Below are 11,443 nucleotides of genomic sequence, written 5' to 3'. Positions count from 1 at the left end.
CCCCCCCCGCTCGTCTGCAATCAGACATGTTAGAGCGGTTCAGCTTAACGCTGAACCGCTCTAATCTTTTGATTTTACGCAAGTCCGGACGGAAAACCGCTTCGCACTTTTCCTGGAATTGCTTTAGAAATCGCGCTGGAAGCGCAGGAAGCCGAACACTTCGTCGTCGCCTTCGTCCTCATCGTGATATTGCACGCTGAGCTTCGAACGCAGGTCTTCGACGATCTGGTAGTCGATGGTGACACCGGTCGTGTAGGCGCTGCCGCCGGTGAAGCCGTTGCCGTCAGCCTCGAGAGCGATGTTCTCGAAGTACTGGAAGCCCGGGGTGACCGACCACTTGTCGTTGACCTTCAAGGCATATTCTGCTGCGATCGTCCATTCGGACTCTTCGTAGTAGTAGTTGGCACCGCTTGCCCATACGCCGGCAATGCCGAGCGTGCCCGGGCCGATGTCGGCATAGACGATACCGCGGACAGCGACTTCGCTGGTGTCGGTGTCATAGCCGGCAAGCAGGTAAGCGCTGATGGCGCCGGCCTTGTAGGAGACCTGGCCTGCGACACCGAAGTTGTTCGGACCTTCGCCCGGCTTGGTGGCGTAGTCTTCTTCGAGTTCGTCGACCGAAATGCCGGCCGCGAAAGCGCCGTTCTCGTACTGATAACGGATCGAGTTGTGGGTCGTCTCGTTGCTGGCGAGCGTATCGGTCTCGCCGCTCATGTCGTCATCCCACCAGCTGTACAGTTTACCGGCGCGGAAACCGGCAATGTCGAGATAGCCTTCATCGAGCAAAGCTTCCTGATCGGAGGCATTGTCGACATTGTAACGCAGCGTGATGACGCCGGTGAGCGTACCGTACTCGGTGTCGTTCTTGGTCTGGAAGGTGACCTGACCACGAGTCCAGAAGTTTACGTCGGAATCGCCGGATATCTGCTCACCGAAGCGCACTTCGGTACGGATGTAACCGCCGATCGAAAGGCATGTTTCCGTCCCCGGAATATAAAAATAGCCGGTACCGTAGGCGTCGCAAACGCGAACATATTCCACGGGCTCGGGTTCCGCCGCCACGATGGCGTCGGCTGCGCGGGCTCCGGAGGCCGCGGCAAGGGCGGCAACGGAGGCAAAAAGGATCGTTCTGATATTCATTTTGAATGGCCCTAACAGGTTTGGAATGCGAGGCGCACTTCAAGGGTACCCCCGCGTAGCGGTCAGCGAATACGACCGCACGGGAGCCATATAGGAATCCGCAAGTGTCATCGCGGCAAAATCTTGGCAAAAATCTGCATCACCATGTCGTTTTCGTGGAGGAACTGTGGCCGAAAAAACACGGGTTCGTGGCAGGCAGCGCCCGGCGACCAATTGGCCGCGGCCAACTTCGGCACGTCCATTTCCAAATCGTCCCTTAAATGGAATGGCATTCTAACAGCCATGCCGGAACCGGAAGAACCTTTGTTTCATTATACGACCGAGTTGATAGAGTTAAGACAGAAAACAGGAGGGTTCCCCATGCAGACACAACGGCTCACCCGGCTCCTCGCGGCGGCGGTCATGGCAGGCAGCTTCGCGATCGGAAGCATTGCTCCGGCATTCGCAGATCAGACGCTTCTTAACGTTTCCTACGATCCGACCCGCGAATTGTATAAGGATTTCAATGCCGCCTTTGCCGCCAAGTGGCAGAAGGACAACGGTGAAACCGTGACGATCCAGGCTTCGCATGGCGGTTCCGGCGCCCAGGCCCGCTCGGTCATCGACGGCCTCGACGCCGATGTCGTGACACTTGCCCTCGAAGGCGATATCGACGCCATCGCCAAGGCGACCGGCAAGATCCCGGCCGACTGGAAGACCAAGTTCCCCAACAATTCGACGCCCTATACGTCGACGATCGTCTTCCTCGTCCGCAAGGGCAACCCGAAGGGCATCAAGGATTGGGGCGACCTGGTCAAGGACGACGTGCAGGTCATCACCCCGAACCCGAAGACATCGGGCGGCGCCCGCTGGAACTTCCTGGCCGCCTGGGCATGGGCCAAGCAGGCGAATGGCGGCGATGAAGCCAAGGCGCAGGAATACGTTGCGAAACTGCTGCAGCATGTTCCGGTTCTCGACACCGGCGCTCGCGGCGCCACGACCACCTTCGTCCAGCGCGGCCTCGGCGACGTGCTGCTCGCCTGGGAAAACGAAGCCTATCTTTCGCTCGAAGAACTCGGTCCCGACCAGTTCGAGATCGTGACGCCGGCCTTCTCCATCCGCGCCGACCCGCCGGTTGCTATCGTCGACGGCAATGTCGACAAGAAGGGTACGCGCAAGGTTGCCGAAGCCTATCTCAACTACCTCTATTCGGACGAGGGCCAGAAGATTGCTGCCAAGCACTACTATCGGCCGACCAAGCCGGAAGCCGCCGATCCGGCCGACATCGCCCGCTTCCCGAAGCTGACGCTCGCGACCATCGACGACTTCGGCGGCTGGAAGGACGCACAGCCGAAATTCTTCGGCGACGGCGGCGTATTTGACCAAATCTACAAGCCGGCCCAATAATAGACTTCATGAAAGCACATAGCCCCACGCGGTGGCGGTTCAAACGGCCGAGCGTCATTCCGGGTTTCGGAATGGCGCTCGGCTTTACCTTGACCTGGCTCACCCTTCTGATTCTCATCCCGCTCTCGGGCCTTGCCGTCCGGTCGAGCGCACTCGGCTGGGAGAAATTCTGGTCGATCGCGCTCGATCCGCGCACGCTGAACGCGCTGCGCATCAGCTTCGGCAGCGCCTTCATCGCCGCGATCGTCAATGCCGTCTTCGGTATCATTCTCGCCTGGGTCCTGGTGCGTTACCGCTTCCCCGGCAAGCGCATCATCGATGCCATGGTCGACCTGCCTTTCGCGCTGCCGACCGCCGTTGCCGGCATCGCACTGACGACGCTCTATGCGCCGAACGGCTGGATCGGCCAGTTCCTGACGCCGCTCGGCATCAAGATCGCCTTCACGCCTGCCGGCATCGTCGTGGCGCTGATCTTCGTTGGCCTGCCCTTCGTGGTGCGCACCGTGCAGCCGGTCATGGAGGAGATCGACAAGGAAGTGGAGGAGGCCGCGGCAACGCTCGGCGCCAACCGCTTCCAGACGATTTTCCGCGTGTTGCTGCCGGGGCTGGCGCCTGCCGTGCTCACCGGCTTCGCGCTCGCCTTTGCCCGCGGCGTCGGCGAATACGGCTCGGTCATCTTCATCGCCGGCAACCTGCCGTTCAAATCGGAGATCGCGCCGCTGCTGATCATCATCAAACTCGAAGAGTATAATTATGCGGCAGCGACCGGCATTGCGGCGATCATGCTGATCATCTCGTTCGGCATGCTGCTGGTCATCAATCTCATCCAGAGCTGGAGCAGACGGAGGTACGGCTATGGCGCTTGATGCGACCGCTCAACCAACAAAGCTGCGTTCGGTGACCACCGAAAACAGGATCGCGCGCTTCAGCCTGATTATCCTCTCGCTCGTCTTCCTGTTGCTGATCCTGCTTCTGCCGCTCGCAGCCGTCTTCGTCGAGGCTTTCCGCAAGGGGGCCGGCCCGTTCTTCCAGGCGCTCGCAGACGCCGAGACCTTCTCGGCGATCCGCCTGACACTGATCGTTGCCGGCGTCAGCGTGCCTCTCAACCTCGTCTTCGGGGTCGCGGCTGCCTGGGCGATCGCCAAGTTCGAGTTCAAGGGCAAGGCTTTCCTAACGACGCTGATCGACTTGCCGTTCTCGGTCTCGCCCGTCATATCGGGCCTGGTCTTCGTTCTGCTGTTCGGCGCCAATACCTGGCTCGGCCAGTGGTTCAGCGCTCACGACATCAAGATCCTGTTTGCCGTGCCGGGGTTGATCCTCGCCACCATGTTCGTCACCTTCCCCTTCGTCGCCCGCGAGCTGATCCCGCTGATGCAGGAACAGGGAACGGCTGACGAGGAGGCAGCCCTTTCGCTTGGCGCCAGCGGCTGGCAGACCTTCTGGCACGTGACGCTGCCGAATATCAAATGGGGCCTGCTCTACGGCGTGCTTCTCTGCAACGCCCGCGCCATGGGCGAATTCGGCGCCGTCTCGGTGGTATCAGGCCACATCCGCGGCCAGACGAACACCATGCCGCTGCAGGTGGAAATTCTCTATAACGAGTATAATTTCACCGGCGCTTTTGCGGTCGCCACGCTTTTGGCCTTGCTCGCGCTCGTAACTCTTGTTTTGAAGACGCTGCTGGAAATGCGCTATAGCGCCGAAATCGCCGCCAGCCGGCGGCACTGAAGGATTTGGAATGGAAGTACGCGTTCAAAACATTCGCAAGGAATTCGATCGTTTTCCGGCGCTGCACGATGTCTCGCTGAACATCCGCTCCGGCGAGCTGATCGCACTGCTCGGCCCTTCGGGTTCCGGCAAGACGACATTGCTGCGGCTGATCGCCGGCCTCGAAAGCCCGACGGAGGGGCTGATCTTCTTCGGCGACGAAGATGCCTCGAAGAAATCAGTGCAGCAGCGCAACATCGGCTTCGTCTTCCAGCACTATGCTCTTTTCCGCTACATGACGGTGCTCGAAAATGTCTCCTTTGGCCTGAAGGTCAGAAACAGTGCGCGGCGACCGCCGAAGGCCGATATCCGCAGGCGGGCGCTGGAACTGCTCGACCTCGTCCAACTTTCCGGTCTCGAAAAACGCTACCCAGCCCAGCTTTCCGGCGGCCAGCGCCAGCGTGTGGCGCTCGCCCGCGCCATGGCCGTCGAGCCGAACGTGCTGCTGCTCGACGAACCCTTCGGCGCGCTCGACGCCCAGGTGCGCAAGGACCTGCGCAAATGGCTGCGCGATATCCACGATCGCACCGGACATACCACAGTCTTCGTCACCCACGACCAGGATGAGGCGCTGGAGCTTGCCGACCGCGTCGTCGTCATGAGCCAGGGCGCGATCGAACAAGTGGGCACGCCGGACCAGGTTTACGACAATCCGAATTCTCCCTTCGTCTTCGGCTTCATCGGCCAGTCGAACTGCCTGCAGGTCGAGATATCAGACGGCGACATTCGCTTCGAAGGCCGCTCGCTCGGCCTTAATGCCGAAGGCGAGCCGGATGGCACGGCGCAGCTCTATTTCCGCCCGCATGACGTCAGGCTCTGCGAATCAGCTGAAAACTGTATCGCCGGCCAGCCGGTCTCCAGCCGCCGCGTCGCCGGCACCCGCCATATCGAATTGGATATCGGCAACGATCGCCCGCATATCGAGATCGAATTGCCGCCGAGCGAGGCCGACAGGCTCGACCGCAACCGGGTAGCCTTCAAGCCGACCCGCTGGAAACTGTTCCGCGGCTGATGGAGATTGGTGACGCTGTAACACCTTGAATTCTTGCATAATTTTATCCCTAAATCGATTCCGATTTAGGGAATTATGCAGGAGGCCATCGCCGGAATCGTATTTGGCGAGAGTCCCTTAAGGTTTTTGTTATCTAAGGTTGTTTGTATTTCAGTCATATGACGAGTAAAACGTTTTCGCTTAATCATTAAGGGCTGGACTAATCCCATAGGAGGCACCTGGCGTTGAGGGCGGAGATTTCCTTTGGAAAATCCCTGATCGGGATTTTGTTCGTAGGACTGGCAGCTGCAAGCTGCACAACGACATCGAAACCGGCGGCAACGGCGGCGAACACCAAGACGAAGCAGGGCCAAGCGGCGAAAGTCACGTTCAATTATACGGCCAAAGACCGCGAGTGCCTGCAGCGCGCCATGTATTTCGAATCGCTGCATTCGGACGAGGACGGCTACATGGCTGTCGGGACCGTTGTCATGAACAGGCTCACCTCCGGCGCCTATCCCACATCGATCTGCGGCGTGGTGGCCCAGAAAAGGCAGTTCGCGCCCGGCGTGATGACGCGTGAAGTCAAGCCGCAGGCAGAAACCGAGCTTGCCAGCGCGGCCGATGCAATCCTTGTTAAAGGCGCACGCCATCCTGCGGTGAAGGACGCGATGTTCTTCCACACCGATGGGCTGAAATTCCCCTACGACAACATGCACTATGTGACGGTTGCCGGCGGCAACGCCTTCTACGAGAAGCGCGACTCCAACGGCATGCTTCAAACGCCGCCGCCGCTGCCCTCTTACGAGGTGGCGATGAACTATGTGCCCGGCGAAAGCATGCTGCCACCGCAATTCGAGGCATTGATACCCTCGGCGGTTCCCGTTCCTCTGCCGGCTCCGGACCCCATGGCTACGGCGAGCACGGGGCAGATGCGGATCACTGCGCCGGTGACCGCGCCGGAAACATTGCCGGTAACATCGGTCGAGCCCGAGCCGGGAATGCCCATCGCGATCCCGACGCCCCGGCCCGCCTATGACAGCGTGATGCTGCGTGAAAGCCTTCCGGCGAACGGCGGTTAATCAACCGCCCTTCCGGTTTGAGAATGAGGTGGAAGCGTGTTTTGGTTTCCGCGCAATTCCGGACGCAAAACCGCGGCGCGCTTTAGGCGCGCTCTTCCCAGACCTTCGCCAGTTCCACGATCGTCCTGACCGCCTTTTCCATATCCTGGCGGCTCACCCATTCGAGCGGCGAGTGGAAGGCGTGGCCGCCGGCGAAAATGTTCGGGCATGGCAGTCCCATGAAGGAAAGGCGCGAGCCATCCGTGCCGCCGCGGATGCTGCCGCGCACTGGCGTCATGCCGGCCCGGCGCACCGCCTCGATCGCATTCTCGACGATCTCCGGGTGTCGATCGAGCACCACCTTCATGTTGCGGTACTGCTCCTTCACCTCGAAGCGATAGGTCGAGCCGGGATAGCCAGCCATCACGTCCTTGACGATGGCTTCGAGCATCGTCTCCTTTTCCGTCAGCCCCTTGTCGGTGAAGTCACGGATGATGAGGCTCAGCGACGCCTTTTCCATCGAGCCGATCACGCCGGTCGGATGGATGAAGCCCTGCCGGCCTTCCGTGGTCTCGGGGGCAGCATCCCTCGGCAGCCGGTCGATGATGGCGCCGGCGATCTTGATGGCGTTTTCCATGCGGTCCTTGGCGAAACCGGGATGGATTGCCACACCTGATATGCTGATCTCGACGCCGTCGGCCGAGAAGGTCTCATCCTCGATATGGCCGGCCGTCTCGCCGTCCATCGTATAGGCGAAGTCGGCACCGAGTTTCTTCAGGTCGACCTTGTTGACGCCGCGCCCGACTTCCTCGTCGGGGGTGAACAGGATCTTGATCGTCCCGTGCCTGATATCTGGATTGCCGACGAGCATCGCAGCCGCGGTCATGATTTCGGCCAGTCCGGCCTTGTCGTCGGCGCCGAGCAATGTCGTTCCATCGGTCGTGACGATATCGTTGCCGATCTGGTTTTGCAGTTCGGGATGGTCACTGACGCGGATCACCCGGCCCGTGTCGCCGGCAAGCTTGATATCCCCGCCGGCATAGTTCCTGACGATCTGCGGCTCGACATCGGTGCCGCTGAAATCGGGCGCCGTATCCATGTGCGAGCAGAAACAGATGACCGGCACCGTCTTGTCGCTATTGGCCGGAATGGTCGCGTAGACATAGCCGTGTTCATCGAGATGCGCGTCCGCCAGACCGATCTTCAGCAGTTCATCGACCAGAACCCGGCCGAGATCCTTCTGCTTGCCCGTGGTCGGCTGCGTCGAGGAGGCAGGGTCGGATTGCGTGTCGATAACGACATAACGGAGAAAGCGGTCGAGAACAGTGTCGGTCATGGCATCCAATCCAGCAAGATCACACGGACGATATAGCCCTCACGGGCGATGCGGCAAAAGATTTTTCCGCTCGCAGCACGTGAGGAATGACCGTTCAATCCATTTCATGCGCCCCTGGATACCGGAACCGATACCACATGCGAAACCAGCCTGCCGTCACTGACCTCATGCACGAGGAAGGATGGAGCGTCGATCACCGGAAGATCGGCCCGGCCTTCCAGCAGAAGCGGATTGGGCGGGCAGAGGGAGCCGCAGGTCTGGACAGGGATCGTCCCCAACCGACCAAATGCGGGTCGGTGGACATGGCCGCAGAGAATCGCCAGCGGCAGGCTGTGCGTCGTCTCCAAGGTGCTGAGAAGCGCAGTGCCGTTCCTGCATCCGACCTGGTCCAGCACCTCGATGCCGATCCTGAATGGCGGCTGATGCATGAACAGAAGAGCAGGCGTCGTCACGTCGGCAAGCGCGCTTATCAGCCATGGCAGATGCGGCAGGACGTCACCGTAGCTCTCATCGGCGACGGTCACATCGACACCGAGCAGGGTCAGCCCATCGACGGCTGCCCGGAAATGCATCGGTCCGGTCGCACTGATCCATGGGGCGACGGCGGCAAGTTCGGAGCGCATCAATTGCAGATCATCACCGTTGCCCGGCAACAGGTGGACAGGGCAGTCCAGCGACCGCAGGCTTTCGGCGACCAGGCGATAGCCGTGCCGCCATCCGTCGTCCACCAGATCTCCGGTGACAACAAGCGCATCCGGGCGGAACGTCCTCAGCCAGCCTATCGCCCGCTCCAGCGTCTGGAGCGACGAAAGGTCCGGCCTCACATGGATATCGGATATCTGCGCAACGAGCATGTTCTGCCTCCCCGCCCCTGCCGCAGACAGTATGCCAAAATCGACAGCAACGGGCCACCGGCCCAGCGGCTCAGTCGACGCGTTTTCCTTCGCCGTCGAACACGTGCAGATATTGGGGCGGGAAGGCCACATTGACCTTCGGACCTGCCTTCAGCGCTTCGCGGTTCAGCGTGAAGATCTTAAACGGCAGGCCATGCAGGGCAAGGTGCAGGATGATGCCGAAGCCTGTCGGTTCGACGAGTTCCACATCCGCGGCAAGCCCCGCCCCGCCATCGCTCATCAGCACATGCTCCGGCCGGATGCCGAGCGTCACCTTTGCTCCGTCGACAAGCGGCAAAGGCTTTGCAAGCGGCACGATCGTGCCGTCCTTCAGCTTCACGCCGCCGGCATCATAGGTGGCCTCGAGGAAATTCATCCCCGGCGAGCCGATGAAGCCGGCAACGAAGAGATTGGCGGGGTGGTCGTAGAGTTCCAGGGGACTGCCGACCTGCTGGACCACCCCGCCATGCATGGCGACGATCCGGTCCGCCAGCGTCATTGCCTCGATCTGATCGTGGGTCACGTAGATCGAGGTCGCCTTCAGGTCGCCATGCAGTTTCTTGATTTCGGCGCGCATCTGTTCGCGCAGGCGCGCATCGAGGTTGGATAGCGGTTCGTCGAACAGGAAGGCCTTCGGCTGGCGCACGATGGCGCGGCCCATGGCGACGCGCTGTCGCTGGCCGCCGGAAAGCGCCTTCGGCCTTCGTTCGAGCAGCGGATCGAGGCCGAGCTTGGCGGCGGCCGCTGCGACCGCGCTGGCAATCTTCTCCTTCGCCACCTTCCGCAGCCTGAGGCTGTAGCTCATATTGCCGGCGACATTCATATGCGGGTAAAGCGCATAGGACTGGAACACCATGGCGATGTCGCGATCCTTGGGATGCAGCTCGTTTACCCTGTTGCCGGCGATGCGGATCTCGCCTGATGTGACCTCCTCCAGCCCGGCGATCATCCGCAGCAGCGTGGACTTGCCGCAACCGGACGGGCCGACGAGCACGACGAATTCACCGTCCCGGATTTCGAGGTCGACGCCGTGTAGCACCTGCACATGGCCATAGGCTTTGCGGATATTCTGGATATCGATCGATGCCATTTGTTTAACCCTTGACCGCGCCGGCCGTCAGGCCCTGGACGAGATAGCGCTGGATGAGCAGGAAGAAGAGGCCGGCCGGAATGAGCGCCATGACGCCCGCCGCCATCATCTGCCCGAAATCCACCGAGAATTTCGAAACAAAAGTGAGAAGGCCGACGGGGAAGGTCGCAGCGTCATTGCCGTTGATCAGCATCAGCGCGAAGAGCAGTTCGCTCCAGGCGGCGGTGAAGACGAAACCGAGTGTGGCGGCGATCCCCGGCAGCGTCAGCGGCAGGATGATCTGGCGAAACGCCGTGAACTGCGTCGCCCCGTCGATCTTCGCCGCCTCTTCGAGATCCCTCGGGATGCCGTCGAAGAAGGACTGCATCAGGAAGGTGGCGAAAGGCACGTTGAAGGCAGTGTAGACGATGACGAGCCCGGTCAGGCTGTTGGTCAGATGCAGCGGCGACAGGATCTTGAAGATCGGCGCCACCAGCATGACCAGCGGGAACATCTGGGTCAGCAGCATCAGGGCGACGATCCAGTACTTTGCCCGGAAATTGAAGCGCGACAGCGCGTAGCCGGACAGCGAGGCGCAGATCGTCACGGTGACGGCCGTCGAGGCCGAGACGATCAGGCTGTTCTTGAAGAAAGTCGGAAAGGCGCTGTGCCTCAGCACGAAAGCATAATGATCCCATGTCGTGCGCGACGGCCACATGCGCACCCCTTCGCTATAGAGCAGGTCGTTCGGCGTCACCGACACCTTGAGCAGCCAGAACAGCGGAAAGAGCGCGAAGGCGATGTAGCAGAGGATCGCCAGACGGTGTGCGATGGTGGGAATGACGGATCGTCTCATGATCTCAATCCTTGTTCAGCAACGTCTGCCGGAGCAGGATGATCAGCATCGAATAGGCAAGCAGCAGTACGAGCAGCACCAGCGCGATCGCCGACGCATAACCGAAATCGAGCCGCCTGAAGGCTGTCGTGAAGATGTAACTGGCGACGATCTGCGTCCGGTCCGCCGGCCCGCCATTGGTCATGACGACGATGAGATCGGCGAAATTGGAAATCCACACGGTGCGCAGCAGCACGGTGATGGCGATCGTCGGCGCCAGAAACGGCAGGGTGATCGAGCGGAAGCGCTGGAACCAGCCGGCGCCGTCGATCGATGCCGCCTCATAGAGATCGCGCGGGATCGCCTGCAGCGCCGCAAGCAGCGTGATGGCGAAGAAGGGAATGCCCCACCAGACATTGGCGACGATCGGTCCCCACATCGCATAATTGGGATCGGAGAGGATATTGCCCGGCTCATGCATCAGCCCGAGCGCGAAGAGCCAGTGCGGGATCGGCCCGATGACGGGATTGAACAGCCAGGCCCAGTTGAGGCCGGCGAGAAAGGATGGCACGGCCCAGGGCAGGAAGACCAGCGCCTGCGCGATTGCCCTGCCCTTAAAGGGCTTGTCGAGCAGCAGCGCCAGGATCAGCCCGAAGACGAACTGCAGGACGACGGAGGCGCCGGTCCACCACAGCGTGTTCCGCAACGCCCCGTAGAAGGCGGCATCGCCGGAAAGCTCGCGGAAGTGATCGAGCCCGATGAAGCCGCCGGAAAACGGATTGAGCAGCTGGATATCGCGGAAGGCGTAGGAAATCCCCACCGTCAACGGCACCAGCATCACCGCAATGATCAGGATCAGGGACGGCGCGCTGTAGAGATAGGGCTCCGAAGCATCGGCAACGCGACGCAGCCATGGCCTGCGGTCGCGACGCATGTCGAGCGTATCGGCGGAAATGGTCATCAGC

The 11,443-nt window shown here is 61.0% G+C and carries 12 protein-coding genes; 5 read left to right on the top strand and 7 right to left on the bottom strand.

Annotated features, from left to right (window positions below; genetic code table 11):
- Positions 1 to 123: 123 nt before the first annotated feature.
- Entirely contained in the window at positions 124 to 1,140 is a 1,017-nt protein-coding gene (locus tag HX899_RS18375) for a porin (protein ID WP_029874803.1), read from the bottom strand.
- A gap of 107 nt (positions 1,141 to 1,247) precedes the next feature.
- Positions 1,248 to 1,382 (bottom strand): hypothetical protein, encoded by a 135-nt coding sequence (locus tag HX899_RS35450; RefSeq protein WP_281408840.1) that lies wholly within the window; start codon positions 1,380 to 1,382, stop codon positions 1,248 to 1,250.
- A gap of 118 nt (positions 1,383 to 1,500) precedes the next feature.
- On the opposite strand from HX899_RS35450, the gene HX899_RS18370 reads away from it, so the two are divergent.
- The 5 genes from HX899_RS18370 to HX899_RS18350 all read left to right on the top strand — a co-directional run bounded on the left by HX899_RS18370 (position 1,501) and on the right by HX899_RS18350 (position 6,366).
- Positions 1,501 to 2,526, top strand: a complete 1,026-nt coding sequence (locus HX899_RS18370; protein ID WP_138331334.1) for a sulfate ABC transporter substrate-binding protein — start codon at positions 1,501 to 1,503, stop codon at positions 2,524 to 2,526.
- Positions 2,527 to 2,534: 8 nt separating this feature from the next.
- A complete protein-coding gene (cysT, locus tag HX899_RS18365; RefSeq protein WP_138331333.1) occupies positions 2,535 to 3,392 on the top strand; it encodes a sulfate ABC transporter permease subunit CysT in 858 nt (285 codons plus the stop codon).
- Entirely contained in the window at positions 3,382 to 4,254 is an 873-nt protein-coding gene (cysW, locus tag HX899_RS18360; RefSeq protein WP_113547670.1) for a sulfate ABC transporter permease subunit CysW, read from the top strand. The genes cysT and cysW overlap by 11 nt, the downstream gene beginning before the upstream one ends.
- A 10-nt stretch (positions 4,255 to 4,264) precedes the next feature.
- Positions 4,265 to 5,305, top strand: a complete 1,041-nt coding sequence (locus HX899_RS18355) for a sulfate/molybdate ABC transporter ATP-binding protein (protein WP_181293031.1) — start codon at positions 4,265 to 4,267, stop codon at positions 5,303 to 5,305.
- 224 nt (positions 5,306 to 5,529) lie between these two features.
- Complete coding sequence (locus tag HX899_RS18350; RefSeq protein ID WP_138331331.1) at positions 5,530 to 6,366, top strand: cell wall hydrolase; 837 nt, start codon at positions 5,530 to 5,532, stop codon at positions 6,364 to 6,366.
- 82 nt (positions 6,367 to 6,448) lie between these two features.
- Here the strand turns inward: HX899_RS18350 and pepT are convergent, their stop codons facing one another.
- From pepT to HX899_RS18325, 5 genes are all read right to left on the bottom strand, one after another.
- The gene (gene pepT / locus HX899_RS18345; protein ID WP_181293030.1) at positions 6,449 to 7,681 is read right to left on the bottom strand and encodes a peptidase T; all 1,233 of its coding nucleotides are present in this window, start codon (positions 7,679 to 7,681) and stop codon (positions 6,449 to 6,451) included.
- A 104-nt stretch (positions 7,682 to 7,785) separates the two neighbouring features.
- Positions 7,786 to 8,535 carry a metallophosphoesterase gene (locus HX899_RS18340; protein WP_181293029.1) on the bottom strand — a complete coding sequence of 250 codons (750 nt, stop codon included), beginning with the start codon at positions 8,533 to 8,535 and terminating at the stop codon, positions 7,786 to 7,788.
- 70 nt (positions 8,536 to 8,605) lie between these two features.
- On the bottom strand, positions 8,606 to 9,664 hold the full coding sequence (locus HX899_RS18335) for an ABC transporter ATP-binding protein (protein WP_181293028.1): 1,059 nt from the start codon (positions 9,662 to 9,664) through the stop codon (positions 8,606 to 8,608).
- A 4-nt stretch (positions 9,665 to 9,668) separates the two neighbouring features.
- Positions 9,669 to 10,499: a carbohydrate ABC transporter permease gene (locus HX899_RS18330; protein WP_027665653.1), complete on the bottom strand. Its 831-nt coding sequence runs from the start codon at positions 10,497 to 10,499 to the stop codon at positions 9,669 to 9,671.
- A 4-nt stretch (positions 10,500 to 10,503) separates the two neighbouring features.
- The gene (locus tag HX899_RS18325; RefSeq protein WP_033183885.1) at positions 10,504 to 11,439 is read right to left on the bottom strand and encodes a carbohydrate ABC transporter permease; all 936 of its coding nucleotides are present in this window, start codon (positions 11,437 to 11,439) and stop codon (positions 10,504 to 10,506) included.
- Positions 11,440 to 11,443 lie beyond the last annotated feature (4 nt).

This window comes from Rhizobium sp. WYCCWR 11146 (assembly GCF_013591995.1).
Lineage (GTDB): Bacteria > Pseudomonadota > Alphaproteobacteria > Rhizobiales > Rhizobiaceae > Rhizobium > Rhizobium indicum.
This window is presented reverse-complemented; position numbering and strand designations above follow the sequence as displayed.

What these genes read in the sequence shown, in the direction of transcription:
- HX899_RS18375 (WP_029874803.1), bottom strand. Translation starts at nt 1,140, where the DNA reads ATGAATATCAGAACGATCCTTTTTGCCTCCGTTGCCGCCCTTGCCGCG.
- HX899_RS35450 (WP_281408840.1), bottom strand. Translation starts at nt 1,382, where the DNA reads ATGGACGTGCCGAAGTTGGCCGCGGCCAATTGGTCGCCGGGCGCTGCC.
- HX899_RS18370 (WP_138331334.1), top strand. Translation starts at nt 1,501, where the DNA reads ATGCAGACACAACGGCTCACCCGGCTCCTCGCGGCGGCGGTCATGGCA.
- cysT (WP_138331333.1), top strand. Translation starts at nt 2,535, where the DNA reads ATGAAAGCACATAGCCCCACGCGGTGGCGGTTCAAACGGCCGAGCGTC.
- cysW (WP_113547670.1), top strand. Translation starts at nt 3,382, where the DNA reads ATGGCGCTTGATGCGACCGCTCAACCAACAAAGCTGCGTTCGGTGACC.
- HX899_RS18355 (WP_181293031.1), top strand. Translation starts at nt 4,265, where the DNA reads ATGGAAGTACGCGTTCAAAACATTCGCAAGGAATTCGATCGTTTTCCG.
- pepT (WP_181293030.1), bottom strand. Translation starts at nt 7,681, where the DNA reads ATGACCGACACTGTTCTCGACCGCTTTCTCCGTTATGTCGTTATCGAC.
- HX899_RS18340 (WP_181293029.1), bottom strand. Translation starts at nt 8,535, where the DNA reads ATGCTCGTTGCGCAGATATCCGATATCCATGTGAGGCCGGACCTTTCG.
- HX899_RS18335 (WP_181293028.1), bottom strand. Translation starts at nt 9,664, where the DNA reads ATGGCATCGATCGATATCCAGAATATCCGCAAAGCCTATGGCCATGTG.
- HX899_RS18330 (WP_027665653.1), bottom strand. Translation starts at nt 10,499, where the DNA reads ATGAGACGATCCGTCATTCCCACCATCGCACACCGTCTGGCGATCCTC.
- HX899_RS18325 (WP_033183885.1), bottom strand. Translation starts at nt 11,439, where the DNA reads ATGACCATTTCCGCCGATACGCTCGACATGCGTCGCGACCGCAGGCCA.